We start from the raw sequence: 26,932 nt of genomic DNA on the forward strand, positions 1-26,932 counted from the left end.
CCCCGAGTCCTGGCCAGGACTCGGGGCGACCGGCGGTTTTCCGGGGGGTTGCGGGAGTGGTTGCGGGAGCGGCCGCTGCGGTGGGTCCGTGGGCGTCAGTGGTTGCGGCGGGCGCCGCGCCTGCGCAGGGCGTACGTCGTACCGCCCGCGGCGGCGAGGACGAGCCCGGCGCCCGCGCCGAGCTCCACGGGGTCCAGCCCGGCCACACTGCCGCCGAGGCCGCCGCGGACACCGAGGGTGGCACCGCGCGAGGCCCCGGTGCCGGTGCCGGTTCCGTTGGTCGTTCCGTTGCTCGTTCCGGTACGTGCCCCGGTGGTGGAGTTCGTCGTCGGCCTGCTGGTGGCGCCCGCGATGGTGAGGTCGGCCGAACCGGTCTCCCCGTTGCAGGTGAAGGAGACGGAGTACAGGGCTCCGCGCCGGGCGTCCCGGTCCACCGTGACGCGCACGGTCTGGCCCCGCGGAATGCTCACGGTGTCGAAGACGCCGGAGGAGGCGGTGGCGAAGGCGGCGTTGCAGCCGGTGACGGAGAGCACGACCTGGCCGCCCGGGGCGACGGTCGAGGGGGTGATGGCGAAGCCGAACGAGGTGACGGGCAGCGGGGCGGCCGACGAGACGGGAGCACCGAGGACGCCGAGCGCGAGGGCGGCGCCTGCGGCGCCTGCGCTCAACAGGGCGGTGGCGGAGGAACGTATCGCACCCATGGTTCATTCTCCGGATCCCCGAGGAGCAGCCGCGGAACGGGTTTCCGCACGTGGGGGGTCGTGCGCCTCGATGTCCGCCACGCTAGGCGCGGGCGCCGTGACCCGCGATCAGGAACGGGCGAATGGGGCATGGCGATGGGCCGAACCGGGGACGGGAGGCCCGTCCCCGGTTTGCGCGCGGCCGTCGGCGTACGGCCCGCGTACGGGTCGCGGCGGTGTCAGTCCTCCAGGCCCAGGTGCGGGAACTGTGCGAAGAACGGCTCTGCGGTGGCCGCGATGCCCCGCCCGAAGGGCGCGTCGAAGTCCCAGATGAGGAACAGCAGGAACGCGATGAGCGCGCTGAAGAGACCCGCCAGCAGCAGTTCCCGGAACGAGCGGCGGATCTGCAGGGTGAAGATCAGCCCCACCGTCACCAGCGCCCCCGCGATCAGCCCGAACCACACCACGCCCGGCATCGTGGCTCCGGCGCTCTGGCCGCGCGCGTTGCGCGCGTCGTCCACGACGGCCGCCTGGTCCACCAGCGGCTGGTACGCCTGCCCCTCGTGGTCGGTCTGCGGCTCGTAGTCCGTCACGTCACGCCGGATGCGCTCCAGCAACTCCCCGCTGCGGTCCGTGAGATCGCCGTTCTCGGCCATCTCCTTCCACTCCGTCTCCACGACGTAGCTGACGTACGCGTCCACGTCGGACCGGATCTTCTTGCGCACCTCGGCGGGATAGACCTCGGAGCGGACGCTGATCTCGTGCAGGGCCTGCGCCTCCTGGCGCACGTACTCCTGGGCGGCGCCGCGGGCTTCCCAGACGCCTGCGATCGCCAGGCCCAGGACGATCGCGTAGATCACCCCGATCATCATCGTCATGTACTCGATGACGTCCGGGGTCTCGCTCGGATCGTCGTTCTCCCCGATCCGGCGGTGGTTGACGAAGGTGATGGACAGCACCACGGCGCACGCCGCGGCCATCGCAATGGTCAGGACGAGCCATTCCGACAAGATGACTCCCAATGGGTAACGGTCCGGGCGGGTCTAGCGCGGGCGCAGCGCGACGATCGCGAGCACCGCGGGAACCGCGGTCATCAAGGTGAAGGTCACCGGTGAGATGTGGCGCTCCACCGGCTTTCGGGCTTCGAAGTGGTACGTCGGCCGGGCCACCGGCTTCATCGGCGCGGGCGGAGGCGTCACCGCGGCGGTGGGCGGCGGTGGTGGCGGCGGAGCCGGTGCCCGGTACACGCGGGGCGCGGCCGGGGCGGGAGCGGGTTTCGGCGGGGCCGGTGCGGGTGGCTTCGGCGCCGGCTCGGGCGGAGGCGGTGGCGGGGGAGGCGGTGGCGGCGGGGTGGGCGTGGGCTTGGGCGGGGTCGGAGTGGGGGTGGGCGTCGGGGTCGGGGTGGGCTTGGGAGGGCACGGCGGGGGAGGCGGCGGCGGGCAGTGCGGGCCGCCGTGATGACCTCCTGGGTGACCGTGGCCCCCATGGCCGTGGCCGCCGTTTCCGCTGTCGCTGTGTCCGTGGCCGTGCCGGGGGCCGCGACCGCGGCCGTCGTTCCCGCTGTCGCCGTGATGTCCGCCACCCCGGGCGGCGGCCGGCCCGCCTGCGCCGGTGGCCGAGTACGCCCGGACGGCAGCCGCGACCTCGTCGGCGCCGATCGTCGGGTAGGTGCTGCTATCGGCCACGGCCGGCGTGGCGGCCAGGGCCGCCCACAGCAGGACCGGGACCGCCAGCAGGCGCCTGGTAGAGGCTCTGTTCACCCGGGGATCATGGGGCCGCGCGCGCCGGTGCACGCGGGGGACGGTCGCGGTTCGCCTGAACGGGTGGAGTGCAGACCGTAGAGGTTTGAGCCATCTCCGGGTGGGATCCGACCCGCTATCGCCCAATTCCCAAAAGGTATTTGTCGGTTTCGATCATTCTTCGAGCGCGCTGCGGTACAGGCCTTTGGTGTGTGACGAAGAACGGATGGCCAATTTCCGCTTTCGCTCGCTCCGTTGGGCAATGATCAGTACATTCGGCTCGGACAGGAGTCCGACCCCGACCGGACCACCGCAGGACTACGGCTTGGAGAACCCGATGGAGCGACCCGCCTGGGCCCCGCCAGGCATCGACATATCGGTGCCGAGCGTGTCCCGCATCTACGATTACTACCTGGGCGGCTCCCACAATTTCGAGGTCGACCGCCAGGCCGCCCGTCGGGCCATGGAATTCATGCCGGGCCTGCCCAAGATCATGCAGGCGAACCGGGCATTCATGCGCAGGGCCGTCCGCCACGCGGTCGCCGAGGGCGTCACGCAGTTCCTCGACATCGGCTCCGGCATCCCCACCTTCGGCAACGTCCACGAGATCGCCCAGGCCGCCAGCCCCGAGGCCCGCGTGGTCTACGTCGACCACGACCCGGTGGCCGTCGCGCACAGCCAGGCCGTCCTGGCCGGCGACGACCGCACCGCCGTCGTCGCCGCCGACCTGCGCAAGCCGCGCGACATCCTGACCGCGCCCGAGGCCGCCCGGCTGCTCGACTTCGACCGCCCCGTCGCCCTGATGCTGGTCGCCGTCCTGCACTTCCTGGAGGACGCGGACGATCCCTACGCCCTCGTCGCCGAGCTGCGCGACGCGCTGGCCCCCGGAAGCATGCTGATCCTCACGCACGCCTCGTACGAGGGCATCCCGCTCTCCGAGGACGTCGCGGGCGGCGCCGTGGGCGTCTACCGGGACATCCGCAACCCGCTGGTCATGCGCACCGGCGAGCAGATCACCCGCTTCTTCGACGGCTTCGAACTGATCGAACCCGGCGTCGTGGCCATGCCCAACTGGCGGCCCGACGGCCCCGAGGACCCACAGGACGGCGAAGTGCAGGAGGACCCGTACGCCTTCTCGGGGTTCGCCGGAGCGGGACGCAAGGCGTGAGACTTCCGGCACAGACCGCGGGCCCGGCCGCACCCGCGGCGGGCGCTGCGGGGCCCCGGGGCGCAGCCGCCCCGGAGGCCGCCGAGGCCGCCGCGCACGGCGGTGGCCTCGAGGACCGGATCGGGCGGTTCGCGACCATCTGGGGGCGGGCGATCTTCCCCGTGACGGCGACCTCGCTCACCCGGGTCGAGTTCGAGCGGCACCTCGTACCGCTCACCCGGACCCTCGTCGAGGCCCTGCATGCCCGGCCCTTCGACGCGGGGGTAGCCCAGCGGGTCGGGGCCGAACTCGTCGCCGTGCACTGCACCGACCCCGAGGCGCTGGCCGGCACCCTCGGAGTCGTCGAGTCGTACCTGGTGCTCTACTGCGGCCCGGACGGCCCCGGCGTCGACGGCACCGAGGAGTACCGCTCCCGCTGTGCCCGGCTCCAGCACGCGATCGCCGCCGGCTTCGCCCGCGCGCTGCGCGAGCGGACCCTGAGGGAGCAGGAGGCCATCGCCCGCTCCGCGCTCACCGCCCGCATCGACGCCCAGCAGGCGCTGCACGCGAGCGAGGAGCGCTTCCGGGCGGTCTTCGAGGGCGCGGCCGTCGGGATCGGCATCGCCGACCTGGAGGGCAACGTCCTGGAGGTCAACGACGCGCTGATGCAGATGTTCGGCGGCATGGACGGCCACGTCCGGGGCCGCAACGTCAACGAGTGGGGCCACCCCGACGACCACCCGCACGTCTGGCGGATGTACGAGGAGCTCGTGCGCGGCGAACGCGAGAGCTACCGGGTGGAGAAGCCGTACTACCGGCACGACGGGACCGTGCTGTGGACCAACCTGACGGTCTCGCTGCTGCGCGACACCGAGGGCGTTCCGCAGTACCAGCTGGCGCTGATGGAGGACACCACCGAGCGCCGGCTGCTGAACCTGCGCCTGCGCTACGAGGCCACCCATGACGCCCTGACCGGGCTGCCCAACCGGACGCTGTTCTTCGAGCGGCTGGAGAAGGCATTGAGCGGGGCCGGCGGTGCCCGCTTCGGCCTGTGCTACCTGGACCTCGACGGCTTCAAGGCGGTCAACGACAGCCTCGGCCACTCGGCGGGCGACCGGCTGCTCGTGGAGGTCGCGGACCGGCTGCAGAGCTGTGCGACCGGCCCCGGCGAGGTCGTCGCCCGGCTCGGAGGCGACGAGTTCGTCGCACTGACCACCGGCTCCGACACCGAGGAGAAGGCCACCGAGCTCGCGGTGCGCATCCTCTCCGCCCTGGCCGCGCCCATCCGGCTGGAGGGCCGGGAGCTGACGGTCCGGGGCAGCATCGGCATCGTCGAGGGACCGGCCCGTGAGCGCACCCCCGCCGAGGTCCTGCGCAGCGCCGACATCACCATGTACCGGGCCAAGGCGGCCGGCGGCAACCGCTTCGAGTTCGCCGACGCGGAGGCCGACGCCCGCGCCATCACCCGGCACGGCCTGACCAACGCCCTGCCGGCGGCGCTGGAGCGCGGCGAGTTCTTCATCGAGTACCAGCCCCTGGTGCACATGCACGACGGCAGCGTGCACGGTGCTGAGGCGCTGGTGCGCTGGTCCCACCCGCAGTACGGGGTGCTCGGCCCGGACCGCTTCATCCCGCTCGCCGAGCGCACCGGGCTGATCGTGCCGCTCGGCCGCTGGGTCCTGGAGGAGGCCGTCCGCCAGGCCCGGAAGTGGCAGCGCCAGCACGGCGGCTCGGCCCTGCGGATCAACGTGAACCTCTCGCCGACCCAGCTCCACCACCCCGGCCTGGTCGCCGACACGGTGGCGGTCCTGGAGAACTCCGGCCTGGCCCCCGGCGCACTGTGCCTGGAGGTCACGGAGTCGGCCCTGATCGGCGCCGACGACGAACTCCTCGAACCCCTGCGCCGACTCGCCGCCCTGGGCGTGGACATCGCCCTCGACGACTTCGGTACCGGCTACTCCAACCTGGCCAATCTGCGCCGCCTCCCCGTCAGCGTCCTGAAGCTGGACCGCTCATTCACCCAGGGGATGCAGCAGCAGCCCGCCAACCCGGTCGACGTCAAGATCGTGGAGGGCATAGTCGCCCTGGCCCACAGCCTCGAACTCGCCGTCACCGTCGAGGGAGTGGAGACGGGCGCCCAGGCGGCCCAGCTCCGTGCCCTCGGCTGCGACACGGCCCAGGGCTGGTACTACGCCCGCCCCGGCGCCCCCGACCGCATACACGCCCTCCTGCTCGCGGACGCCGTGCCCACCGCCTGACCGACGGCCCCGCCTGACCGACGGCCCCGCCTGACCGACGGCCCCGCCGCACCGCCCGGCCCCGCCAGGCCGGCGAGCCCGGGGGTGGGGGCGGGGCCGGCGGCCCGCCGGGTCAGTCCAGCCCTGCCTCCGTCCCCCGGCCCGGCTCGCGCACCGCGGCCAGGACCCGCCCGTGCCGCTCGGCGGTGTCGGCCAGCACCGCGGCCGCCGCGGGCAGGCGCTCCGCCTCGTACCCGTCGAGTACGCCGGGATCCGCGGGCCGGGCGAGCGCGGCGGCCAGGGTCCGGCCGAGGGCGACCGCGTCCTCGACGCCGGTGTTCATGCCGAGCCCGCCGGCTATCGGGTGGACGTGCGCCGCGTCCCCGGCGAGGAAGACCCGGCCCTCCCGGATCCGGGCCGCCATCCGGACATTGACCCGCCAGGCCGATATCCAGGTGGCGTCCGCCAGCCGGATCCCCGGTACCCGCGCGTGACGGTCGAAGAGCCGCTGGAAGCCCTCCAGCGAGGGCGGTATCGGCCGGCCCTGCGCGTCCAGTTCGGGGGAGGCCTGGAGCTGGAACACCTCGCTCCCCGGTATCGGGCAGAGCAGGATCCCCCCGCCGTCCGACGTGAACCACTGGTGCCAGTGGTCCCGGCTCAGCCCCGCCGCCGTGACGTCCCCGAGCACCATCGTGTCCGCCTCCTCGGTGTGCCCCTCGAAGGGGATCCCGAGGAGTTGGCGGGTCGTACTGCGGCCGCCGTCGCATCCGGCGACGTACCCGGCGCGGATCAGGCGGCCGTCCGCCAGCCGGACGCCGACCCCGCCCGCGTCCTGGCTGATGCCGGTGACCCGGGCCCGGTACTCGACCCGGACGCCGAGGTCGGCGAGCCGGGCGCGGAGGACCTCCTCCACCTGCCACTGGCCGATGAGGAGGCCGTCACCCGACGGTGTGTCCTGGACGGGGGCTCCGTCGAAGTACTTGCGCAGGACCACCCCGCGAGTGCCGACGGCGGCCATCGGCCCGTCGGCGCCGAGCCGGGCGAAGGCCTCCAGGCTGCCCGGGGTGAGTCCTTTGCCCCGGGATTCGCGGTGCGGGGCGGCGCGCGCGTCGAGGACGCGGACGGCGACGCCTCGGAGGGCGAGGTCGCAGGCCAGGGTGAGTCCGGTCGGGCCGGAGCCCACGATCAGTACGTCGGTCCGCACGTCGGTCTGTCCGTCGGTCATCGGAGGTCCTCTCTTCGTCTCATCGTCGATGACTCAAGGAAAGCGGCTTCATCGAAAAAAAGCAACCCGGTTAAAAAAATAACCTGGTCACGCATCCGTGGTACGGTGGACGCATGGACACGGTGCACACGGACCACAAGACGGGTCTGCGAGAGAGCAAGAAGCTCCGCACGCGCCGCCAATTGGCGGCCACGGCGCTGGAGCTGTTCCTGGAGCGGGGCTTCGATGCCGTCTCCGTGGCGGACGTCGCCGCGGCGGCCGAGGTCTCCAAGCCCACCCTGTTCCGGTACTTCCCGAGCAAGGAGGACCTGGTCCTGGACCGGTTCGCCGACCACCAGGACGAGGCGGCGCGCATCGTGCGCGACCGGCCCGCGGGGCAGGGCCCGGTGGCCGCGCTCCACGCGCACTTCATCGGGGCCCTCGGCGAGCGCGACGCCATCACCGGGATCTGCGACCACCCGCAGGTCCTGGCCTTCGAGCGGCTGCTCCACACCACCCCCAGCCTCGGATCGCGGATGGCCCACTACACGGCCCGGGAGGTGGAGCTGCTCGCCGCCGTACTCGAAGCGGAGTCGGCCCCGCCGCTCGTAGCGCGGCTCGCCGCCCGGCAACTGATCGATGTCCGCCATGAGCTGGGCTGGGAGAACTGGCGCCGCATCGAATCCGGCCAGAGCTCCGACGAGGCCCACCCGGCCGCCGTGGCCGACGCCGACCTGGCCTTCGGCATGCTGGCCGACGGGCTCGGCCGGACCCTGTCCATACGTCCCTAGAGCCGCGACCGGAGGCGCCCCCGGGGTCCGGGGGGTCCGAAGGGGTCCGGTCAGCCCACCAGCATGCGCTTCAGCTCACGGGCCGCGCGCGGCGGAGCCACGTCCGTGCGGTGCGCCAGGGCGATGGTGCGCCGCAGGGGGGAGCCGGCCAGGGAGGTGGCCCGCAGACCGGGGCCGGCGTGGTCCACCACCATGGCCGGCACCACCGCGATGCCGAGTCCCGCCCGTACGAAGCCCAGTACCGCGTCCATCTCACCGCCCTCCACCGTGAACACCGGCTCGAACCCCTCGGCCCGGCAGGCGGCCACGGTGAGGTCCCGCAGGTCGTAGCCGTGGCGGAACATCACCATCGGCTCGTCCCGCAGCGCCGACACCGTCAGCGCCCCGCCGCCCGCCGGGGGCGGGAGCGCCGCCGACGAGACGACCACCAGGTCCTCCGTCAGCAGTTCCACCGTGGTCAGCGCCGGCGCTGAGGGCGGCAGCGGCAGCGCGATCAGCGCGAGGTCCAGGGCCCCGCGCGCCAGCTCCCGTACGAGATCCAGCGAACCGCTCTCCTCGATCAGCAGCTCGATCCCCGGGTGCGCGGAATGGAAGGCGTGCAGCACGCCCGGCAGCAGACCGGTGCACACACTCGGCGTCGCGCCCAGCCGGACCCGGCCGCGCCGCAGCTGCGCCAGCTCCTGCACCTCCAGCCTTGCGGTGTCCGCGTCCGCCAGGATCCGCCGGGCCAGCGGCAGCAGGGCCTCGCCCGCGTCGGTGAGCGTGATGTTGCCGCGCGCCCGGCTGAAGAGCTCAGCGCCCAGCTCCCGTTCGAGCGCCTTGATCTGCTGCGAGAGCGAAGGCTGGGCCACGTGCTCCCGCTCCGCCGCGCGCGTGAAGTGCCGGGTCTCGGCCACGGCCACGAAGTACACCAGCTGCTGGAACTGCATGGTCCCAGGCTAGCCCCCTACATAGCCAATGCCTATCGAGATCAGCCCCATCATGTCTTGGACCTTTCAGGACCTTGGTCCTTACCGTCGTCGGCATGGCACTGGCAACGCGGACGGATCGACGGCCGTCCAGCACCCGCACACTCTGGGACTCCTCCGTCGGCAAGAAGTCCGTGATGGCCGTCTCCGGACTGGTCATGCTCGGCTACCTCGTCGTGCACATGCTCGGCAACCTGAAGATCTTCTTCGGCCCTGAGGAGTTCAACGGCTACGCCCACTGGCTGCGCACCCTCGGCTCGCCCTTCCTGCACCACGAGTGGGCCCTGTGGATCTTCCGCGTGGTCCTGGTCGCCGCCGTCATCGCCCACGGGGTCTGCGCCTACCAGCTCAGCCGCCGCGACATCAAGGCACGCCCGGTGAAGTACGCCCACAAGCGGCGCCGCGCGAGCTACGCGACGCGCACCATGCGCTGGGGCGGCATCATCCTCGCCCTGTTCATCGTGTGGCACCTGCTCGACCTCACCACGCTCACCGTCAACGAGCGCGCCTGGGCCGGCCACCCGTACGAGAACGTCCTCGCCACCTTCTCCACCTGGTACGGCAACGCCATCTACCTCGTCGCGATGGCCGCCCTCGGGCTGCACGTCCGCCACGGCTTCTGGAGCGCCGCCCAGACCCTCGGCCAGGGCAGTGCCCGACGCGACCGGACTCTGAAGTTCCTCGCCAACGCACTCGCCCTCGTCCTCTTCGCGGGCTTCACGTCCGTCCCCGTCGCCGTCATGACCGGAGTGGTGAGCTGACATGAGCACATACACCGACCACGCCGACTACACGGCCTACACCACCGGCGAGCCGATCGCCGACACCAAGGCCCCCTCGGGCCCGATCGCCGAGCGGTGGGACCGCCGCCGCTTCGAGGCCAAGCTCGTCAACCCCGCCAACCGCCGCAAGCACCGGATCATCGTCGTCGGTACCGGCCTGGCCGGCGCCGCCGCCGGGGCCACCCTCGCCGAACAGGGCTACCACGTCGTCCAGTTCTGCTTCTCCGACTCCCCGCGCCGGGCCCACTCCATCGCCGCGCAGGGCGGAATCAACGCCGCCAAGAACTACCGCAACGACGGCGACTCCGTGCACCGCCTCTTCTACGACACCGTCAAGGGCGGGGACTTCCGCGCCCGCGAGTCCAACGTCCACCGCCTCGCCCAGATCTCCGTGGAGATCATCGACCAGTGCGTCGCCCAGGGCGTGCCCTTCGCCCGCGAGTACGGCGGCCTCCTCGACACCCGCTCCTTCGGCGGCGTACAGGTCTCCCGCACCTTCTACGCCCGCGGCCAGACCGGCCAGCAGCTCCTCCTCGGCGCCTACCAGGCACTCTCCCGCCAGATCGCCGCCGGCAACGTCGAGATGCACGCCCGCACCGAGATGCTCGACCTGATCACCGTCGACGGAGTGGCCCGCGGCATCGTCGCCCGCGACCTGGTCACCGGCCGGATCGACACCCACTACGCCGACGCCGTCGTCCTCGCCAGCGGCGGCTACGGCAACGTCTTCTACCTCTCCACCAACGCCATGAACTCCAACGCGACCGCCGTCTGGCGGGCGCACCGGCGCGGCGCGTACTTCGCCAACCCCTGCTTCACCCAGATCCACCCCACCTGCATCCCGCGCACCGGCGACCACCAGTCCAAGCTCACCCTGATGAGCGAGTCCCTGCGCAACGACGGCCGCATCTGGGTCCCCAAGGCCAAGGGCGACACCCGCCCCGCCGCCGAGATCCCCGAAGCGGAGCGCGACTACTACCTGGAGCGGATCTACCCCTCCTTCGGCAACCTCGTGCCCCGCGACATCGCCTCCCGCGCCGCCAAGAACGTCTGCGACGAGGGCCGCGGCGTGGGCCCCGGCGGCCAGGGCGTCTACCTCGACTTCGCCGACGCCATCCGCCGCATGGGCAGGGACCAGGTCGCGGAGAAGTACGGCAACCTCTTCGAGATGTACGAGCGGATCACCGCGGAGAACCCGTACGAGGTCCCCATGCGGATCTATCCCGCCGTGCACTACACGATGGGCGGCCTGTGGGTCGACTACGACCTCCACACCACCGTCCCCGGACTCTTCGCGATCGGCGAGGCCAACTTCTCCGACCACGGCGCCAACCGCCTCGGCGCCTCCGCCCTCATGCAGGGCCTCGGCGACGGCTACTTCGTCCTCCCCTCGACCATCAACGACTACCTGGCGCGCCACCCGCACCGCGAAGCCGTCGACGACACCCACCCCGAGGCGCTGGCGGCCGTAGGGGAGACCCGCGAGCGGCTCGACAGGCTCCTCGCCGTCGACGGCGACCGCACCCCCGACTCCTTCCACCGCGAGATCGGCGAACTCATGTGGGAGTACTGCGGCATGGCCCGCACCGAGGAGGGACTGCGCAAGGCCCTCGACCGGATCCCCGAGATCAGGGAGGAGTTCTGGCGGCGCATCAAGGTCCCCGGCACCGGCGAGGAGTTCAACCAGTCGCTGGAGAAGGCCAACCGCATCGTCGACTACCTCGAACTCGCCGAGCTGATGTGCCTCGACGCACTCCACCGCGCCGAGTCCTGCGGCGGTCACTTCCGTGAGGAGTCCCAGACCCCGGAGGGCGAGGCCGAGCGGCGCGACGGGGAGTTCTCCTACGCCGCGGCCTGGGAGTTCGTCCGCACCGGCGCCGCCCCCGTCCTGCACAAGGAAGACCTCGTCTTCGAGTACGTCCACCCCACCCAGCGGAGCTACGCATGAAGCTCAACCTGCGCGTCTGGCGCCAGCAGAGCGCCGACGCCCCCGGCACGATGGCCTCGTACGAGGTCGACGGCATCTCGAAGGACATGTCCTTCCTGGAGATGCTCGACACCCTCAACGAGGACCTCATCCTGCGCGGCGAGGACCCGGTCGCCTTCGACCACGACTGCCGCGAGGGCATCTGCGGCGCGTGCAGCCTCGTCATCAACGGCGATGCCCACGGCCCGGAGCGCACCACCACCTGCCAGCTCCACATGCGCTCCTTCGCCGACGGCGACACCATCGACGTCGAACCCTGGCGGGCAGCCGCCTTCCCCGTGGTCAAGGACCTCGTGGTGGACCGGGGAGCCTTCGACCGCATCATCCAGGCCGGCGGCTACATCACCGCCCCGACCGGCTCGGCCCCCGAGGCGCACGCCACCGCCGTGCCCAAGGCCGATGCCGACCGCGCCTTCGAGCACGCCGAGTGCATCGGCTGCGGAGCCTGTGTGGCGGCCTGCCCCAATGGCTCGGCCATGCTCTTCACCTCGGCCAAGGTCAACCACCTGGGCGCACTCCCGCAGGGCTCACCCGAGCGGGAGACCCGGGTCCTGGACATGGTGGCGACCATGGACGCCGAGGGCTTCGGCGGCTGCACGCTCACGGGGGAGTGCGCCACGGCCTGCCCCAAGGGGATCCCGCTCCCGTCCATCGCCGCCATGAACAAGGAGTGGCTGAGGGCGGTCCGCAAGGGCTGAGCCGCAGCCCGCCCGGGTCGCGCGGCGCGCCGTGGTCCGACCGGATGACCGTACGGGCCGACCGTATGGGCCGACCGGGCGCTCGTGCCGGCGGTACGCCGCGCCGTCCCAGGCGGTGACCGGGGCGCGGGCGACAGTGGGCCCATGCCACATGCCCCCGCCGAGCGCGGACCGCGACGCCGTACCGTGCTGGCAGCCGCCCTGGCCCCGCTCGCGGCGGCCGGCTGCGCCGCGCAGGAGCACCCTCGCAGCCCGGCCCCCGGCCCGGCGGCCGCCAAGGACGCCCTGGTCATGGTGATCCGGCACGCCGAGAAGCCGTACGCCGGGGACATCGGGGAGGACGACGAGGGCAACGAGGACCCAGGGTTCCTGGCCGGCCGGGGCCGCCGCCGGGCCCAGGAACTCCCCGCCCTCTTCCCGCCGGCCCGCGGCGCCGCACTGCCCCGCCCCGGGGCCGTCTTCGCCGCCGGAGGCAAGGCGGGCGCGCCCGCCCGGTGCCGCCAGACCGTGGAGGTGCTGGCCGCGGCGCTGGGCACGCCGGTCCGTGCCGAGTTCGCCGTCGGCGCCGAACCGGCGCTCGGCCGGGCCGTGCTCGCCGCCTCCATGCCCGTACTCGTCTGCTGGGAGCACACCGGCATCCCCCGCCTGATCGGGGCCCTGGGCGCGCAGGGGGTCCTCGGCGTGCCCGCCACCTGGCCCGACCGCTACGACCTGGTGTGGATGTTCACCCGGCAACGGGGAACGTGGAGTTTCCGCGAGGTACCGCAGCACCTGCTGCCGGGCGACGCGTGAGCAGGGCGACCGGGCGGTATCGGCGTACGCTGAGAAGTGGACTCGGGGCAGGCAGTGTGCCCGGGAGGTAGACGATCATGGCTGGAATCGTGCGCAAGCCCTTCGATTCCGCGGATGAGACACGTCCGTTCGAAGACGGCAAGGGCAAGCTCGACCTCGTGGACACTGCCCACGGACCGGTGGGCCGGGCCGTGTTCGAGCCGGGCTGGCAGTGGTCGAAGCACATCAAGCCCATCGCCGGGACCGACAGCTGCCAGGCCGCCCACGTGGGCTACATCATCAGCGGCCGGATGAAGATCGTCATGGACGACGGCGAGAGCGCCGAGATACAGACCGGGGACTTCATCCAGATCGACCCCGGACACGACGCCTGGGTACTCGGCGACGAGCAGTGCGTGGTGCTCGACTGGCAGGGCTACGGCAGCTTCGCCAAGCCTGCCGCCTGAAGCGACGCACCGTTCCGGGAACCGCCACTCCCCGACCCGCCGTTGAGGGAGGCGACCGCACGCGCCAAGTGGCCCGCCGTACGACTGTCGGGGGTGCGGGCCACTTCGGCCGGGGTGCCCGCCGCGACCACGCGGCCGCCGTCCGCGCCACCGCCCGGGCCCAGGTCCACGACCCAGTCCGCGCCCGCCACCACCGCCATGTCGTGCTCCACGACCACCACCGAGTGCCCGGCGTCCACCAGCCCGTGCAACTGCCTCAGCAGCACCTGCACATCGGCCGGGTGGAGCCCGGTCGTCGGCTCGTCCAGCAGGTACAGGGTGTGGTCGCGGCGCAGCCTCTGGAGCTCCGTCGCCAGCTTGATGCGCTGTGCCTCGCCGCCCGACAGCTCCGTCGCCGGCTGGCCGAGCCGCAGGTACCCCAGGCCGATCTCCTCCAGCGCGCGCAGGCTCCGCGCCGCCGCCGGGACCTCGGCGAAGAAGGCCGCCGCCGACTCCACCGTCAGCCCGAGGACCTCGGCGATGTTCAGCCCCGCGTAACGGACCTGGAGGGTCTCGGAGTTGTACCGGGCGCCCGCGCACTCGGGGCAGGGGGCGTACGTACTGGGCAGGAACATCAGCTCCACCGAGACGAAGCCCTCGCCCTGGCAGGTCTCGCACCGGCCGCCCGGCACGTTGAAGGAGAACCGGCCCGCCTTCCAGCCGCGCGCCTTCGACTCCGGCGCCGCGGTGAAGAGTTTGCGGACCACGTCGAACAGCCCCGTGTACGTGGCCAGGTTCGAGCGGGGGGTACGGCCGATCGGCTTCTGGTCCACCTCCACCAGCCGCCGTACGGGGAACCCGGGGTCCGTCAGCCGCTCGGCGACCTCCCGCGCGAGCACCTGCCCCACCAGCGTGGACTTGCCCGAACCCGAAACCCCCGTCACCGCCGTGAACACGCCGAGCGGGAACTCCGCCGAAACGTCACGGAGGTTGTGCCGGTCGACACCGCTGAGCCGTACGACCCCGGTCGCCGTCCGAACTACCGCCCCGCCCCCCTGCCCGCGCTCGCGCTCCGCGAACAGGTGGCGAGCCGTCGCCGACCCCGCGACCCCGGCCAGGTCCTGCGGCGGCCCGCTGTGCAGCACCCGTCCGCCGTGCTCCCCGGCGAGCGGCCCGACGTCCACCAGCCAGTCGGCGTGCCGCACGACGTCCAGGTGGTGTTCCACGACGAACACGGTGTTCCCCGCGGCCTTGAGCCGGTCCAGTACGCCGAGCAGTGCCTCGGTGTCGGCCGGGTGCAGCCCCGCCGACGGCTCGTCGAGCACGTACACCACCCCGAACAGCCCCGACCGCAGATGCGTCGCCAGCCGCAGCCGCTGCAGCTCTCCCGCCGACAGGCTGGGCGCCGTGCGGTCCAGGCTCAGGTAGCCGAGCCCGAGCTCCGTGACGGGGGCGATCCGCGCCCGCAGGTCCTCGCCGAGCACCCGGGCGGCCTCGTCCCCGCCGGGCACGTCCGCGCCCGAGCCCGCCAGTACGGTGTCCAGTGCGGTCAGCGGAAGCGCCGCCAGCTCCGCGATGGTGCGGCCCGCGAAGGTCACCGCCAGTGCCTCCGGGCGCAGCCGCCGGCCCTCGCACACCGGGCACGGGGAATCGGTGAGGAACTTCTCGGCGCGGGCCCGCAGGGTGGCGCTCTTGCTGTCCGAGAACGTCCGCATCACATAGCGGTGGGCGCTCATGTACGTGCCCTGGTAGGGCCGTTGGATCCGGTCGGCCTCCCGCACGGGATGGACCGTCACGACCGGCTGCTCCTCGGTGAACAGGATCCACTCCCGTTCCTCGGCGGGCAGCTCCCGCCAGGGCGCGTCCACGTCGTGGCCGAGCGTCTCCAGGATGTCCCGCAGGTTCTTGCCCTGCCAGGCTCCCGGCCAGGCGGCGATGGCCCCTTGACGGATCGACAGGCCGGGGTCGGGGACGAGGAGTTCCTCGCTGGTGCGGTGGATCCGGCCGAGCCCGTGACAGGAAGGGCAGGCACCGGCCGCGGTGTTGGGGGAGAAGGCGTCCGAGTCCAGCCGCTCGGCCCCCGGAGGGTAGGTGCCGGCCCGCGAGAACAGCATCCGCAGGGAGTTGGACAGCAGGGTCACCGTCCCGACCGAGGAGCGCGAGCCGGGGGAGGAGCGCCGCTGCTCCAGCGAGACGGCGGGCGGCAGCCCGGTGATGGAGTCCACCTTCGGCGCGCCGACCTGGTGGATCAGGCGGCGGGCGTACGGCGCCACTGACTCGAAGTACCGGCGCTGGGCCTCGGCGTACAGGGTGCCGAAGGCGAGCGAGCTCTTGCCCGAACCGGAGACCCCGGTGAACACGGTCAGCGCGTCGCGCGGGATGTCCACGTCGACCCCGCGCAGATTGTGCTCCCGGGCGCCGCGGACCCGTACGTACGGGTCGTGCGCGGCGGTGCCGGTGGTTCCTGCGGTGCCGGCGGGACCTGCGGGAGGGGTGGGGCCGGCTGGAGCATCGTGCGTGGACTCGTGCATTCGTCCTAGTTTAGGGCGCTCCGAGCCCGGCGACGCGGGCGAGCCCCTCGTAGGACTCCAGCAGGGCCGTGCGGTCGTACGTGGAGGTGGTGACCAGGAGCTCGTCCGCCCCGGTCAGCTCCGCGATCTCCGACAGCGCCGCCGCGACCTGCTCCTGCGTACCGTGGACGTGCCCGGCGAGGGCGCCCTCGTACAGCTCCCGCTCCTTGGGGGTCATGGCCAGGGCCTCGACCTCCTCGGCGGGGCGCAGCGGCGGGAAGGTGCCCCGGGTGCGGGAATGCGCGAGGGACCAGGCCTCGGGGACCAGCATCCGCCGGGCGGCCTCGGCGGTGGCGGCGACCGCGACCGTCCCGGAGACGACGACGTACGGCTCCGGTCCCGCGACGGAGGGCCGGAACTCCTTGCGGTAGCGCTCGACGATCTCCGCCACCCGGGCGCGGGCCCGCAGATCGCCCACCACCAGCGGCAGCCCGGCGCGCGCCGCGATCCCGGCCCCCTCACCGGTGGCCAGCACGTAGGCCGGGATCCGCAACCCCTCGGCGGGCCGGGCGTGCACCTCGGGGTGCGCCCGCTGGGTGCCGTCGAGCCAGCCCAGCAGCTCCGCCAACTGCTCCTCGAAGCGGTCGGCGTCGCCCGTGTCGCGGCCCAGGGCGCGCCGGATCCCGCCGGTGAAGCCGACGGAGCGGCCGAGCCCCATGTCGATCCGTCCGGGGTACAGCGATTCCAGGACCCCGAACTGCTCCGCGACCACCAGCGGCTGGTGGTTGGGCAGCATCACCCCGCCGGTGCCGACGCGGATCCGCCGGGTCGCTCCGGCGACGGCGGCGGCCAGCACGGTCGGCGCGGAGCCCGCGACTCCGGGCACGCTGTGGTGTTCCGACACCCAGAAGCGGTGGTAGCCGAGCTCCTCCGCCCTGCGGGCCAGCTCCACGGTGTCGCGCAGGGCCTGCGCGGCCGGGTGGCCCTCGCGGGTGCGGGACCGGTCGAGTATCGAGAGTTTCGGGATCACACAGTCCTCAACGCCCCGAAGCCGTGGTGATTCCCGCGCCTACGCTGGGGGCCATGAGCGAGATCAACAGCCGTCGGCCGCTGGCCGTCTTCGACATCGACAACACCCTGTCCGACACCGACCACCGCCAGCACTTCCTGGAGCGCCGGCCCCGCGACTGGGAGGGCTTCTTCGGCGCGGCCCCGTCCGATCCGCCGCTGGCCCGCGGGATCGCCCTGGCCGTGGCGAGCGCCGCCGACTGCGAGGTCGTGTACCTGACCGGCCGTCCGGAGCGGTGCCGCGCGGACACGGCCGAATGGCTGACCCGGCACGGGCTGCCGGAGGGTCGGCTGTTGATGCGCGGCAACCAGGACCGGCGGCCTGCCCGGACCACGAAGCTGGAGGTGCTGAAGCGGATCTCCCGGGGCCGGGAGGTGCGGATGCTCGTGGACGACGACGAGCTGGTGTGCGAGGCGGCCAGGGCGGCCGGCTTCCGGGTGGTCCTTGCGGACTGGGCGGCGGACGCGCCGGAGCTCAAGACCGCCCAGGAGGGTGAGGGCCGTACCTGAGGCCCCCGGTCCGGCCGGGTCCGCCTCAGGCTTCGCCGTCTAGGCGGAATCCGACCTTCAGGCCGACCTGGAAGTGCGCGATCTCGCCGTTCTCGATGTGCCCGCGGATCTGGGTCACCTCAAGCCAATCAAGGTTGTGGAGCGTTTCGCCCGCCCGGGCGACGCCGTTGCGGATGGCCTGATCGATGCCCTCGTGGGAGGTGCCGACGATCTCGGTGACCCGGTACGTGTGATTGGACATGGAGGTCTCCCGACGCTGGGTGGCTTTTGCCTTGTTCCAAGGTGCCCCAGTAAGTCCTGGTCCGCGAACTTTGGGACAGCAATCCCGAGTGAAAGGGTCTTGACCGCCCCATTGGTCTATGCCAATTTCAAGCCATCTGAGATCGAACCCCAGAAGGTGACCCTCGTGAAGATGCGCTTCATCGCCGTGTGTACCGCCCTTGCGGCCGCGACCGCCCTCACGGGCTGCAGCCAGCTGGCAGGCTCGGCCGGTGGACCGCAGAAGGTGACCCTCTGGCTGATGAAGGGCAGCGCCTCGGAGGACTTCGTCACGAGGTTCACCGCATCGTTCGAGAAGGAGCACCCGGGCGTCGACCTCGACGTGAAGATCCAGGAGTGGACGGGGATCGGCGACAAGGTCAACGCCGTCCTGAGCGGGACGGCCAGGGAAGGCGCCGACGTCATCGAGGTGGGCAACACCCAGGTCGCCCAGTACGTCGAGACCGGCGGCATCGAGGAACTCACCCTCGAAGGCCTGCGCGAGTGGGGCAGCAAGGACTGGCTCAAGGGGCTCGCCGACCCCGGCAGTGTCAACGGGGCCCAGTACGGCATCCCTTGGTACGCCGCCAACCGCGTGGTGATCTACAACAAGGAACTCTTCGCGAACGCCGGGATCAAGACCACGCCCAAGAACCGCGCGGAGTGGATCCAGGCCACCCAGAAGCTCGACAAGGGCGACCAGCAGGGCATCTACCTCGCCGGGCAGAACTGGTACGTCCTCGCCGGCTTCGTCTGGGACGAGGGCGGCGAACTCGCCGTCGAGACCAGCGGCCAGTGGGTCGGCACCCTCGACGACGAGAAGGCCCTGGCGGGCATGGAGTTCTACCGGCAGCTCCAGGCCCTGGGCAACGGCCCCAAGGACGCCGACGAGGAGACGCCCCCGCAGTCCGAGGTCTTCGCCCGCGGCCGGACCGCGCAGATCATCGCCCCGCCCGGCCAGGCCGCCGCGATCGAGGCCGCCAACCCCGACCTCAAGGGCAAGCTCGGCTTCTTCCCGATACCCGGCAAGACCTCCGAGAAGGTCGGCTCCGTCTTCACCGGCGGCTCCGACCTGATCATCCCCGCGCGGACGAAGCAGCGGAAGAGCGCCGTCAACCTGATCACGGCCCTGGTCAGCGAGCGGTGGCAGACCGAGCTCGCCCGCACGATGAGCTACGTACCGAACAAGACCACCCTCGCGCACGTCGTCGAGGGCAACGAGGGCGCCGCCATCATGGCCCCCGGCGCCGCCCAGGGCCGGGCCACCCCGAAGTCCGCCCGCTGGGCCGAGGTCGAGGCCAAGAACCCGATCAAGCCGTTCATGACGGCCGTGCTCACCGGCCAGGACCCCAAGCAGGCCGCACAGACGGCCTCGGACACGATCAGCGCGGTCCTCAGCGCCGACCGCTGACCTCCACGGCCCGCCGGGGCGTCCGCCGAGTTCAGCGTCCGCACATCCGAGGGCCGCAAAGCGGCCATGTCGAATCCAGCCAGTCACGGAAGAAGTAAAGGAGCCGGGCCGCACACCTGCTGGCCCGGCACTCCGTGCCCGGATCAGGAGCCGTCATGACCATCGCCCCCCTGTCGCCGGCCGCAGAATCCCCCCTGCGGCCGGTTCAGGCCATCGTCACCGCCTCTTCCGCCTCCCCGTCCCTCTCCTCCGCGTCCCTCTCCTCCTCCGCGTCCGGCGCCACCGCCCCGGCTCCCCGCTACGCCGTGCGGCTGGCCCGCGACGAGGACGAGGTCCGCGCCGCCCAGCGACTGCGCCACCAGGTCTTCGCCGGCGAGCTCGGCGCACGCCTCGACGGACCCGAGCCCGGCCTCGACTCCGACGCCTTCGACGCGTACTGCGACCACCTCCTCGTCCTCGACGAGGAGACCGAGCAGGTCGTCGGCACCTACCGGATCCTGCCCCCCGAGCGCGCCGCCGTCGCCGGACGGCTCTACTCCGAGGGCGAGTTCGACATCTCCGCCCTCGCCCCGATCCGCCCCGACCTCGTCGAGGTCGGCCGTTCCTGCGTCCACCCCGACCACCGCAACGGCGCCGTCATCGCCCTGATCTGGGCCGGCCTCGCCCGCTACATGGACCGCTCCGGACACAACTGGCTCGCGGGCTGCTGCTCGATACCGCTCGCCGACGGAGGTGTCCTCGCGGCCGCCACCCGCGAGAACGTCCTCACCCGCAGCCTCGCCCCCGCCGAGTACCGTGTCACCCCGCACCTCCCCTGGAGCCCCGAGGGCATCACCTTCCCCGACCGCATGGAGCTGCCCCCGCTGCTGCGCGGGTACCTGCGCCTGGGCGCCTGGGTCTGCGGGGAGCCCGCCCTCGACGCCGAGTTCGGCTGCGCCGACCTGTACGTCCTGCTCTCCCTGCGCCGCACCAACCCGCGCTACCTCAAGCACTTCCTCTCGCTCGTCCCGGGCGCATGAGCACCTGGCTGCCCACCTCGCCCTGCACCCCCGAGGCCTGCACCGGCCACGAGGGGCGCACGGCGGGCGTACCGCGCGCGGTGCTCCGGCTCACCGCCGCCGTCGCCCTGATCCTGCTCGGGATCCTGGGCGCCCCGCCCGTCCGGCTCCTGCCCCGACGCCCCCGGCACGCCGTGGTACGGGCCTGGGCCGCCGCGCTGCTGGGCGCCTTCGGGATACGGATCACCGTGCACGGGAGCCCCGGGCCGGACGGCGCCCGCCTGATCGTCGCCAACCACATCTCCTGGCTCGACATCCCGCTCGTCGCCGCCGTGCTGCCCTGCCGGATGCTGGCCAAGAGCGACATCCGCGGCTGGCCGGTGCTCGGGCGGCTCGCCGGGCGGGCCGGGACCCTCTTCATCGAACGCGACCGGATCCGGGCCCTGCCCGCCACCGTCGAGACCCTCACCCGCGCGCTGCTGGACGGCGACCGGATCACCGTCTACCCCGAGGGCTCCACCTGGTGCGGGCGCGCCCAGGGGACCTTCCGGCGGGCCGCCTTCCAGTCGGCGCTGGACGCGCGGGTCCCCGTACAGCCCGTACGGCTCGCGTACCGGCTGGACGGGGGCGGGGGCGGCGCCGACGGGGACGGGCCGTACGGGGACGGGCCGGGCTGCGGCCGCCTCGCCGGGGCGCCCGCCTTCGTCGGGGACGATCCGCTGACCGCCTCGCTGTGGCGGATCGCCCGGGCCCGCGGGATACGGGCCGAGGTCCGGCTGCTGCCGCGGATCCCGCCGGGGCGCCACGCCGACCGGCGGGACCTCGCGGCCGCGGCTCAGGCGGCCGTGTGCGGCGAGCCGCCCGCACCGTCCACGACCGACAGGGACAGCGCGAAGCGCCCGGCCGCGTCGGTCCACCACTGGGTCAACTCCAGCCCAGCCGCAGCCAGTTCCCTCCGTACGCCTTCCTGACGGAACTTCGCGGAGATCTCCGTCAGGATCTCCTCACCCGCAGCGAAGGGCACCTCCAGATCCAGCGCCCGGACCTTCACCAGCAGCTGCGACCGGGCCCGCAACCGCATCTCGATCCACTCCCGCTCCCGATTCCACACCGCCACGTGCGCGAAGTCGGCGGTGTGGAAGTCCGCCCCCAACTCCCGGTCGATGACGGCCAGTACGTTCTTGTTGAACTCGGCCGTAACCCCCTGCGCATCGTCGTACGCCGCCACCAGCACGGCCTCGTCCTTCACCAGGTCCGTACCCATCAGCAGCGCGTCCCCGGGCGCGAGCATCGCCCGTACGTCGGCCAGGAACACGGCACGCTCCGCCGGCAGCAGATTGCCGATCGTGCCGCCCAGGAACACCACCAGCCGCGGCCCGGGGGAGTCCGGCAGCCGCAACGGCTTGGTGAAATCGGCCAGCAGCGCGTGCACCCGCAGCCCCGAATGCTCCGCCATCAGCGTCTGCGCCGCACCCTTCAGCGCGCTCTCGCTCACATCGACGGGCACGTACGTGTCCAGCGCGGGCATCGCCTCGATCAGGTGCCGGGTCTTCTCCGAGGAACCGGAGCCCAGCTCCACCAGCGTGCGCGCACCGCTCACCGAGGCGATCTCCCGGGCCCGCTCCAGCAGGATCTCCCGCTCCGCGCGCGTCGGATAGTACTCGGGCAACCGGGTTATCTCCTCGAAGAGTTCACTGCCCCGGGCGTCGTAGAACCACTTCGGCGGCAGCTCCTTGGGGGACCGGGTCAGCCCGGTCAGCACGTCGTGGCGCAGAGCCGTGTCCGCGGCGCGCTCGTCGAGGGTCCGGGTCAGCAGAAAGTCACTCACGGGGCTTCTTCTCCTTCGATGCGGCCTCCTTGAGGGGGGTCAGTTCGACCCTCGTCCGGGTGGCGGTCAGCAGAGTCCTGTCGGGTACTTCGCACCAGCGCGGGTCGTCGTCGTACGGCTCGGACGCCACCACCGTGCGCTGCCCCGGTACGTCGGCCAGGTACCAGAGCGAGTCCCCCCAGGCGGTGGCGGCGACGGCCGTGCCATCGGTCAGCAGCAGATTGAGCCGCGAGCCGGGCGAGGCCCCGGCCAGCTCCGCCACGGGCCCGGCGAGTGCCCGACCGAGATCGTCGCCACCCCGGAGCCGGTGCAGGACCAGCGCCCAGATCAGCGCCGAATCCGTCCGGGCGGCCAGCGCCAGCAACTCCTCGGGCGGCAGCGCGGCCGCCACCCGGGCCGCCGCGTCCGGCCAGTCCCGCACCGCCCCGTTGTGGCTGAACAGCCACTGCCCGGACGCGAAGGGCGCCGCTGCCGCCTCCCCGTCCGCCCCCGCGAGCGTGGCGTCCCGTACGGCCCCCAGCAGCGCGCCGCTGCGCACCACCCGGGCGAGGTCGGCGAAGGTGAGGTCTCCCCAGACCGGCCCGGCCCGCCGGTAGCGAGCGGGCACCGGATCGCCCTCCGCGTACCAGCCGATGCCGAAGCCGTCGGCGTTGACGGTGCCGTACCGCTGCCGGCGCGGCTCCCAGGACTGCCGCACCAGCGAATGCTCGGGATCGCTCAGCAGCCGGCCGAGCGGCACCACCGGCCCCAGATAGGCGAGGTGACGGCACATCAGGCACCACCGTCCCGCGCGGTCCGGAACCCAGAGAAGATCTGCCGGCGCACCGGCAGGTCCCAGTTGCGGAACGTGCCCCGGCAGGCCACCGGGTCCACCGCGAAGGAGCCGCCGCGCAGCACCTTGTGCTCGGGGCCGAAGAACACCTCCGAGTACTCGCGGTACGGGAACGCCCGGAACCCGGGATAGGGCAGGAAATCGGAGGAGGTCCACTCCCACACGTCGCCGATCAGCTGGCGCACCCCGAGCGGGGAGGCCCCGGCCGGATAGCTGCCCGCACGGGCCGGGCGCAGATGGCGCTGGCCCAGATTGGCGTGCGCGGGGGTGGGATCGGCGTCGCCCCACGGGTAGCGCCTGGAGCGCCCGGTCGCCGGATCGAACCGCGCGGCCTTCTCCCACTCCGCCTCCGTCGGCAGCCGGCGCCCCGCCCAGCGCGCATAGGCGTCCGCCTCGTACCAGCTGACGTGCAGCACCGGCTCGTCGCCCGGCACCGGCTCGCTGACCCCGAAGCGGCGGCGCAGCCACTCGCCCGCCTCGCGGCGCCAGAACAGCGGGGCCTCGATCCCGCCCCGGCGGATCTGCTGCCAGCCCTCCGCGGCCCACCAGCGCTCCTCGCGGTAGCCGCCGTCCGCGATGAACCCCTGGTACGCCGCGTTCGTCACCGGCGTCGTGTCGATCCAGAATGGCCCGATCTCCCGGATGTGGGCGGGGCGTTCGTTGTCCAGGGACCACGGCTCGGCCGAGGTCCCCATCGTGAACGGGCCTCCCGGCACCAGCACTTCGGGCGCCGACACCCCGGGACCCTGCGGGGGATCGGGATCCGGGGCCGTCAGCACCGCCGCGCCCTGCCGCAGCTGATGGGTGATCAACATGGTCTCGTCGTGCTGCTGTTCGTGTTGCGCGATCATCCCGAAGACGTAGCCGTCGGCCAGCAGCTCCGTGCCCTCCAGCGGAGTCCGCTCCAACAGGTCGAAGACCCTGCCGCGCACCTCGGCTGCGTACCGGCGGGCCTCCTCGGGCCCCAGCAGGGGCAGCTTCGGCCGCTCGGCACGGGGATGCTCGAAGGCGTCGTAGAGCGGATCGATCTCCGGGTGCATCGACTCGCGCCCGGCTACGTGGCGCAGCAGCCACAGCTCCTCCATGTTCCCGATGTGCGCCAGGTCCCAGACCAGCGGCGACATGAGGGGGGAGTGCTGGGCGGTCAGGTCCTGGTCGGACACGGGGTCGGTGAGCCCGGCGGTCCGGGCCCGCGCCTCGGTCAGGGCCCGCACGGCGCGCTCGCGCAGCGGTTCCGGTTCGGTGGTCATGCGAGCGCCTCCTCGCCGGCCGGCCGGTACGGGGGCGGGTCGTCGGCCGGACATCGGCCGCGCAGTACGTAGCGGGCGGCGAACTCCGCGACGGTGTCCCGGACATGAACGCTCGCGCCCAGCCGGGGCAGCGCCTCGGCCGCGGCCCGGAAGCAGACCCTGGCGGCCGCGCGCAGCTCCGGATCGGCCAGGCCGTGGCGGGCGGCCGAGCGCCACAGCGGATTGCGCGGCGCGGGGTGCGGCCCGTAGGTGTCGGCCAGTGCCTTCGCGGCGCGGTACGCGGCCTCGGCGGCCTCCGGGTCGTCGAAGAGCGCGTGCACGACGGCCACCGGGACCAGCCAGCCGTCGTCGCCGGGCTGCGCGTCGATCATGCGCAGTTCGAGGTGGCCGCGGGGGCGCACGGGAGGGAACAGCGTGGTCAGGTGGTAGTCCAGGTCCTCGGCGGTGGCCGGGCGCGGTCGGCCCGTACGGAGCCAGTCGCGGAAGGTCAGCCCCGGGGGCGCCGTCCAGGGCCGGTCGTCGGGGGCCCGTATGCACATCACCTCGGTGTCCAGCACCTGCCGGGTCCACGCGGCCCGCGGCTCCGCGTCGAGCGGCGGGGCGAGCGCGCGCCGGGTGTCGAGGTCGCTCCAGATCCCCTGGCGGGCGCAGCGCCAGCCGGCGTACGGGCCCTCGTACGCGGGGGAGTTGGCGAAGGCGGCGACGAGGACCGCGCCCAGGAGGTGCGCGAGCCGCCAGCGCGGGCCGTGGCCGAGCGGGCCCGGCTCCTCCTGGCCGGCGTCCACGCAGACCTGCACGGACGCGGTGGCGCACATCATGGCCCGTCCCGCCGGGCCGGTGCGGTCGAAGTAGGCCTCCATGGCCTCGTAGCGCGGGCTGCTGGTCAGCATCCGGCGGTAGGGGCGGCGCAGGTCCTGGCCGAGGCCGCGCAGGATCAGGCCCTGCGCGCGCAGGGTGGCCCGTACGGCGGTGAGGTCGGCCTGGAGTGCGTCCACGCACTCGGTGAGGGAGGCGGCGGGGGCCGAGCTGAGCTCCAGCTGGCCGCCCGGCTCGACGGTGACCCGGGAGCGCAGCGGCAGGGCGCGGGCCGCGTCGTGCGCGGCGGCGAGCCGCTCATGGGGCAGGGGGTGCCCGGGCTGCTCGGCGTCGAGCACGATCCATTCGAGCTCGGCACCGAGGAGGCGGGGCGGGCCCGTCTTGAAGCAGATGCCGTGGATCAGGTCCTCGGCGGTGGTCTCGGTGAGCAGTGTGTGGTCGGTGCGCGGCGGTGCGTGGGGCGCGGGTGGGTCGTGGGACATGACCGGGTCCTCGTCTTCCGTCGTCGGCCGTGACATCACCCGTGCCTACCCGTCCCTTCAGGCACAAATTCCCTTGCTGCCGCCCGCCGATGGTGCGGAAGATCACGGTATGAGCAGCAGATTGCGCGAGATCGCGCGGGACAACGCGGAGATCGTGGCGGCCGGGGGGTACCGGACGCGGTCGGGACGGCAGCTGTCGCTCGCCGGCGCCGTGGCGGAAGCCAAGGCAGGAACCAGAATATATGGACCAAACCAACCTATTCCAGGCGAAAACCTACCTGCGGCGCACGGAACGACGGCCGTCGAGGTCACGGACGAGAGCAGCACGGTCGCAGCCCGTAGGCTCGCCGCCGACTGGCCCGAGGCCTCCCCGGTGGCGGTGCTGAACTTCGCCTCGGCCCGCAATCCCGGGGGCGGCTACGTCCGCGGGGCCAAGGCTCAGGAGGAGGCGCTCTGCCGCGCCTCGGCCCTGTACGAGACCCTGCTGGAGGCTCCGGAGTACTACGAGACCCACCGCGCGGAGCGCAGCACCTTCTACACCGACCGGGTGATTCACTCGCCCGGGGTACCCGTCTTCCGTGACGACCGGGGCGAACTGCTGGAGGCGCCGTTCCGCGTCGGCTTCCTCACCTCCCCGGCGCCGAACGCGGGCACGATCCGGCGCCAGGAACCGGAACGGGTGGCCGAGATCCCGGCCGCCCTGGCCCGCCGCGCGGGACTCGTCCTGGAGGTGGCGGCGCTGCACGGGTACCGGCGGCTGGTGCTGGGCGCCTGGGGGTGCGGCGTCTTCCAGAACGACCCGGCCGAGGTGGCGGAGGCCTTCCGGTCCCTGCTGGCGGGGCGCTTCGCGGGCTTGTTCGAGCGGGTGGTGTTCGGCGTGCTCGACCGCAACCCGCGGACGCGGGAGGCGTTCGAGCACGCGTTCGCCGCGGGCTACCGCCAGCCGTAGCGCTCCCGCAGCCGCCCCACGACCAGATCGAACCGTCCGCGGTCCAGCGCGCACGCCTCGCGCCGCATGCCCGTCTCGTGGACCCTCAGCACCCGGTCCACGTCCACCCAGGACTCCCGGCCCGCACCGTCCCAGGGCCCGGTCCCGATGGGGACCCACTCCCGGTCGTGGTCGTGCCGCTTGCTGGAGAGCTGTACGGCGAGCAGCGTCCCGCCCGCCTCCCGGGCGACGACGAGCACGGGCCGGTCCTTCCCCCGCCCGTCGTTCTCCTCGAAGGGAACCCAGGTCCACACGATCTCGCCCGGGTCGGGATCCCCGTCGCGATCGGGGGCGTACGAGGTCTGCACGGGCCCGATGGCATGCGGATCGGCCTCGGCGGTCGCGCCGCTACCGTCCCGCCCGGGCTGCTCGATGGGACCGGAACCGTGGTGTGAAAGTGCCGTCATCCGCCCGAGGCTACCGGGCCGGGAGACACCCGCGCGGTCCACCTACGGAGGACTTCCGGCCAACAGGCGCGGAACAGCACCGGAAACCGGTCGATGGAGCGCCCCGCACGGTGCAACCGAGCCC

Annotated in this window: 25 protein-coding genes and 1 pseudogene; 13 read left to right on the plus strand and 13 right to left on the minus strand. The window is 72.8% G+C overall.

Going from position 1 to position 26,932, the window contains the following annotated elements; translation table 11 throughout:
- Positions 1 to 95: 95 nt before the first annotated feature.
- The 3 genes from AB0M99_RS16925 to AB0M99_RS16935 form a co-directional block, all read right to left on the minus strand.
- Entirely contained in the window at positions 96 to 701 is a 606-nt protein-coding gene (locus tag AB0M99_RS16925; protein ID WP_365921012.1) for a hypothetical protein, read from the minus strand.
- Positions 702 to 919: 218 nt separating this feature from the next.
- Positions 920 to 1,690: a hypothetical protein gene (locus AB0M99_RS16930; protein WP_365921014.1), complete on the minus strand. Its 771-nt coding sequence runs from the start codon at positions 1,688 to 1,690 to the stop codon at positions 920 to 922.
- Positions 1,691 to 1,723: 33 nt separating this feature from the next.
- Complete coding sequence (locus AB0M99_RS16935; protein ID WP_365921016.1) at positions 1,724 to 1,879, minus strand: hypothetical protein; 156 nt, start codon at positions 1,877 to 1,879, stop codon at positions 1,724 to 1,726.
- Positions 1,880 to 2,756: 877 nt separating this feature from the next.
- On the opposite strand from AB0M99_RS16935, the gene AB0M99_RS16940 reads away from it, so the two are divergent.
- Together AB0M99_RS16940 and AB0M99_RS16945 are read left to right on the plus strand one after the other, a co-directional pair.
- A complete protein-coding gene (locus AB0M99_RS16940) occupies positions 2,757 to 3,587 on the plus strand; it encodes an SAM-dependent methyltransferase (protein WP_365921018.1) in 831 nt (276 codons plus the stop codon).
- A 119-nt stretch (positions 3,588 to 3,706) separates the two neighbouring features.
- Positions 3,707 to 5,824 (plus strand): EAL domain-containing protein, encoded by a 2,118-nt coding sequence (locus tag AB0M99_RS16945; RefSeq protein WP_365921270.1) that lies wholly within the window; start codon positions 3,707 to 3,709, stop codon positions 5,822 to 5,824.
- 112 nt (positions 5,825 to 5,936) lie between these two features.
- Here the strand turns inward: AB0M99_RS16945 and AB0M99_RS16950 are convergent, their stop codons facing one another.
- The gene (locus AB0M99_RS16950) at positions 5,937 to 7,028 is read right to left on the minus strand and encodes an FAD-dependent monooxygenase (RefSeq protein ID WP_365921020.1); all 1,092 of its coding nucleotides are present in this window, start codon (positions 7,026 to 7,028) and stop codon (positions 5,937 to 5,939) included.
- A 113-nt stretch (positions 7,029 to 7,141) separates the two neighbouring features.
- Between AB0M99_RS16950 and AB0M99_RS16955 the strand changes: the two genes are divergently transcribed.
- Positions 7,142 to 7,798, plus strand: a complete 657-nt coding sequence (locus tag AB0M99_RS16955) for a TetR family transcriptional regulator (protein ID WP_365921021.1) — start codon at positions 7,142 to 7,144, stop codon at positions 7,796 to 7,798.
- Between the two features lie 50 nt (positions 7,799 to 7,848).
- Here AB0M99_RS16955 and AB0M99_RS16960 read toward each other — a convergent pair whose 3' ends face one another.
- On the minus strand, positions 7,849 to 8,727 hold the full coding sequence (locus tag AB0M99_RS16960) for a LysR substrate-binding domain-containing protein (RefSeq protein ID WP_365921023.1): 879 nt from the start codon (positions 8,725 to 8,727) through the stop codon (positions 7,849 to 7,851).
- A gap of 95 nt (positions 8,728 to 8,822) precedes the next feature.
- On the opposite strand from AB0M99_RS16960, the gene AB0M99_RS16965 reads away from it, so the two are divergent.
- The 5 genes from AB0M99_RS16965 to AB0M99_RS16985 all read left to right on the plus strand — a co-directional run bounded on the left by AB0M99_RS16965 (position 8,823) and on the right by AB0M99_RS16985 (position 13,471).
- A complete protein-coding gene (locus tag AB0M99_RS16965) occupies positions 8,823 to 9,527 on the plus strand; it encodes a succinate dehydrogenase cytochrome b subunit (protein WP_365921025.1) in 705 nt (234 codons plus the stop codon).
- Position 9,528: 1 nt separating this feature from the next.
- On the plus strand, positions 9,529 to 11,496 hold the full coding sequence (locus AB0M99_RS16970) for a fumarate reductase/succinate dehydrogenase flavoprotein subunit (protein WP_365921027.1): 1,968 nt from the start codon (positions 9,529 to 9,531) through the stop codon (positions 11,494 to 11,496).
- On the plus strand, positions 11,493 to 12,233 hold the full coding sequence (locus tag AB0M99_RS16975; protein WP_365921029.1) for a succinate dehydrogenase/fumarate reductase iron-sulfur subunit: 741 nt from the start codon (positions 11,493 to 11,495) through the stop codon (positions 12,231 to 12,233). The genes AB0M99_RS16970 and AB0M99_RS16975 overlap by 4 nt, the downstream gene beginning before the upstream one ends.
- Positions 12,234 to 12,377: 144 nt before the next feature.
- Positions 12,378 to 13,025, plus strand: a complete 648-nt coding sequence (locus AB0M99_RS16980; protein WP_365921031.1) for a hypothetical protein — start codon at positions 12,378 to 12,380, stop codon at positions 13,023 to 13,025.
- Positions 13,026 to 13,102: 77 nt separating this feature from the next.
- Positions 13,103 to 13,471, plus strand: coding sequence for a cupin domain-containing protein (locus AB0M99_RS16985; protein ID WP_365921033.1), 369 nt, complete (start codon positions 13,103 to 13,105; stop codon positions 13,469 to 13,471).
- Here AB0M99_RS16985 and AB0M99_RS16990 read toward each other — a convergent pair.
- Entirely contained in the window at positions 13,441 to 15,981 is a 2,541-nt protein-coding gene (locus tag AB0M99_RS16990) for an excinuclease ABC subunit UvrA (protein ID WP_365921035.1), read from the minus strand. The genes AB0M99_RS16985 and AB0M99_RS16990 overlap by 31 nt on opposite strands.
- Positions 15,982 to 15,991: 10 nt before the next feature.
- The gene (locus tag AB0M99_RS16995; protein ID WP_365921037.1) at positions 15,992 to 16,990 is read right to left on the minus strand and encodes an LLM class flavin-dependent oxidoreductase; all 999 of its coding nucleotides are present in this window, start codon (positions 16,988 to 16,990) and stop codon (positions 15,992 to 15,994) included.
- Positions 16,991 to 17,043: 53 nt separating this feature from the next.
- Here AB0M99_RS16995 and AB0M99_RS17000 point away from each other — a divergent pair, with 53 nt between their 5' ends.
- Positions 17,044 to 17,538 carry a hypothetical protein gene (locus AB0M99_RS17000; protein WP_365921039.1) on the plus strand — a complete coding sequence of 165 codons (495 nt, stop codon included), beginning with the start codon at positions 17,044 to 17,046 and terminating at the stop codon, positions 17,536 to 17,538.
- A 25-nt stretch (positions 17,539 to 17,563) separates the two neighbouring features.
- Here the strand turns inward: AB0M99_RS17000 and AB0M99_RS17005 are convergent, their stop codons facing one another.
- Positions 17,564 to 17,779, minus strand: coding sequence for a dodecin (locus tag AB0M99_RS17005; RefSeq protein WP_365921041.1), 216 nt, complete (start codon positions 17,777 to 17,779; stop codon positions 17,564 to 17,566).
- 171 nt (positions 17,780 to 17,950) lie between these two features.
- On the opposite strand from AB0M99_RS17005, the gene AB0M99_RS17010 reads away from it, so the two are divergent.
- The 3 genes and pseudogenes from AB0M99_RS17010 to AB0M99_RS17020 all read left to right on the plus strand — a co-directional run.
- Entirely contained in the window at positions 17,951 to 19,207 is a 1,257-nt protein-coding gene (locus AB0M99_RS17010; protein ID WP_365921272.1) for an extracellular solute-binding protein, read from the plus strand.
- Positions 19,208 to 19,362: 155 nt separating this feature from the next.
- Positions 19,363 to 20,226: a GNAT family N-acyltransferase gene (locus AB0M99_RS17015; protein ID WP_365921043.1), complete on the plus strand. Its 864-nt coding sequence runs from the start codon at positions 19,363 to 19,365 to the stop codon at positions 20,224 to 20,226.
- A pseudogene (locus AB0M99_RS17020) lies at positions 20,223 to 20,798 on the plus strand (1-acyl-sn-glycerol-3-phosphate acyltransferase); the annotation flags it as partial. The gene AB0M99_RS17015 and the pseudogene AB0M99_RS17020, both read left to right, overlap by 4 nt.
- A 242-nt stretch (positions 20,799 to 21,040) precedes the next feature.
- Here AB0M99_RS17020 and egtD read toward each other — a convergent pair.
- The 4 genes from egtD to egtA are packed head-to-tail and all read right to left on the minus strand — an operon-like array spanning position 21,041 to position 25,413.
- Positions 21,041 to 22,033: an L-histidine N(alpha)-methyltransferase gene (egtD, locus tag AB0M99_RS17025; protein WP_365921045.1), complete on the minus strand. Its 993-nt coding sequence runs from the start codon at positions 22,031 to 22,033 to the stop codon at positions 21,041 to 21,043.
- Complete coding sequence (egtC, locus tag AB0M99_RS17030) at positions 22,026 to 22,805, minus strand: ergothioneine biosynthesis protein EgtC (RefSeq protein WP_365921047.1); 780 nt, start codon at positions 22,803 to 22,805, stop codon at positions 22,026 to 22,028. The genes egtD and egtC overlap by 8 nt, the downstream gene beginning before the upstream one ends.
- Complete coding sequence (gene egtB, locus AB0M99_RS17035; RefSeq protein ID WP_365921048.1) at positions 22,805 to 24,115, minus strand: ergothioneine biosynthesis protein EgtB; 1,311 nt, start codon at positions 24,113 to 24,115, stop codon at positions 22,805 to 22,807. Before egtB ends, egtC begins: the two co-directional genes overlap by 1 nt.
- The gene (gene egtA, locus AB0M99_RS17040; protein WP_365921050.1) at positions 24,112 to 25,413 is read right to left on the minus strand and encodes an ergothioneine biosynthesis glutamate--cysteine ligase EgtA; all 1,302 of its coding nucleotides are present in this window, start codon (positions 25,411 to 25,413) and stop codon (positions 24,112 to 24,114) included. Before egtA ends, egtB begins: the two co-directional genes overlap by 4 nt.
- A 109-nt stretch (positions 25,414 to 25,522) precedes the next feature.
- On the opposite strand from egtA, the gene AB0M99_RS17045 reads away from it, so the two are divergent.
- Complete coding sequence (locus AB0M99_RS17045) at positions 25,523 to 26,362, plus strand: TIGR02452 family protein (protein WP_365921052.1); 840 nt, start codon at positions 25,523 to 25,525, stop codon at positions 26,360 to 26,362.
- On the opposite strand, the gene AB0M99_RS17050 is transcribed toward AB0M99_RS17045, so the two are convergent.
- Complete coding sequence (locus tag AB0M99_RS17050) at positions 26,347 to 26,808, minus strand: type II toxin-antitoxin system PemK/MazF family toxin (RefSeq protein WP_365921054.1); 462 nt, start codon at positions 26,806 to 26,808, stop codon at positions 26,347 to 26,349. The genes AB0M99_RS17045 and AB0M99_RS17050 overlap by 16 nt on opposite strands.
- Between the last annotated feature and the right edge of the window lie 124 nt (positions 26,809 to 26,932).

Source organism: Streptomyces sp. NPDC051183 (assembly GCF_040682455.1).
Taxonomy (GTDB): domain Bacteria; phylum Actinomycetota; class Actinomycetes; order Streptomycetales; family Streptomycetaceae; genus Streptomyces.

What these genes read in the sequence shown, in the direction of transcription:
- AB0M99_RS16925 (WP_365921012.1), bottom strand. Translation starts at nt 701, where the DNA reads ATGGGTGCGATACGTTCCTCCGCCACCGCCCTGTTGAGCGCAGGCGCC.
- AB0M99_RS16940 (WP_365921018.1), top strand. Translation starts at nt 2,757, where the DNA reads ATGGAGCGACCCGCCTGGGCCCCGCCAGGCATCGACATATCGGTGCCG.
- AB0M99_RS16950 (WP_365921020.1), bottom strand. Translation starts at nt 7,028, where the DNA reads ATGACCGACGGACAGACCGACGTGCGGACCGACGTACTGATCGTGGGC.
- AB0M99_RS16955 (WP_365921021.1), top strand. Translation starts at nt 7,142, where the DNA reads ATGGACACGGTGCACACGGACCACAAGACGGGTCTGCGAGAGAGCAAG.
- AB0M99_RS16960 (WP_365921023.1), bottom strand. Translation starts at nt 8,727, where the DNA reads ATGCAGTTCCAGCAGCTGGTGTACTTCGTGGCCGTGGCCGAGACCCGG.
- AB0M99_RS16965 (WP_365921025.1), top strand. Translation starts at nt 8,823, where the DNA reads ATGGCACTGGCAACGCGGACGGATCGACGGCCGTCCAGCACCCGCACA.
- AB0M99_RS16970 (WP_365921027.1), top strand. Translation starts at nt 9,529, where the DNA reads ATGAGCACATACACCGACCACGCCGACTACACGGCCTACACCACCGGC.
- AB0M99_RS16975 (WP_365921029.1), top strand. Translation starts at nt 11,493, where the DNA reads ATGAAGCTCAACCTGCGCGTCTGGCGCCAGCAGAGCGCCGACGCCCCC.
- AB0M99_RS16980 (WP_365921031.1), top strand. Translation starts at nt 12,378, where the DNA reads ATGCCACATGCCCCCGCCGAGCGCGGACCGCGACGCCGTACCGTGCTG.
- AB0M99_RS16985 (WP_365921033.1), top strand. Translation starts at nt 13,103, where the DNA reads ATGGCTGGAATCGTGCGCAAGCCCTTCGATTCCGCGGATGAGACACGT.
- AB0M99_RS16990 (WP_365921035.1), bottom strand. Translation starts at nt 15,981, where the DNA reads ATGCACGAGTCCACGCACGATGCTCCAGCCGGCCCCACCCCTCCCGCA.
- AB0M99_RS17000 (WP_365921039.1), top strand. Translation starts at nt 17,044, where the DNA reads ATGAGCGAGATCAACAGCCGTCGGCCGCTGGCCGTCTTCGACATCGAC.
- AB0M99_RS17005 (WP_365921041.1), bottom strand. Translation starts at nt 17,779, where the DNA reads ATGTCCAATCACACGTACCGGGTCACCGAGATCGTCGGCACCTCCCAC.
- AB0M99_RS17010 (WP_365921272.1), top strand. Translation starts at nt 17,951, where the DNA reads ATGCGCTTCATCGCCGTGTGTACCGCCCTTGCGGCCGCGACCGCCCTC.
- AB0M99_RS17015 (WP_365921043.1), top strand. Translation starts at nt 19,363, where the DNA reads ATGACCATCGCCCCCCTGTCGCCGGCCGCAGAATCCCCCCTGCGGCCG.
- egtC (WP_365921047.1), bottom strand. Translation starts at nt 22,805, where the DNA reads ATGTGCCGTCACCTCGCCTATCTGGGGCCGGTGGTGCCGCTCGGCCGG.
- egtB (WP_365921048.1), bottom strand. Translation starts at nt 24,115, where the DNA reads ATGACCACCGAACCGGAACCGCTGCGCGAGCGCGCCGTGCGGGCCCTG.
- egtA (WP_365921050.1), bottom strand. Translation starts at nt 25,413, where the DNA reads ATGTCCCACGACCCACCCGCGCCCCACGCACCGCCGCGCACCGACCAC.
- AB0M99_RS17045 (WP_365921052.1), top strand. Translation starts at nt 25,523, where the DNA reads ATGAGCAGCAGATTGCGCGAGATCGCGCGGGACAACGCGGAGATCGTG.
- AB0M99_RS17050 (WP_365921054.1), bottom strand. Translation starts at nt 26,808, where the DNA reads ATGACGGCACTTTCACACCACGGTTCCGGTCCCATCGAGCAGCCCGGG.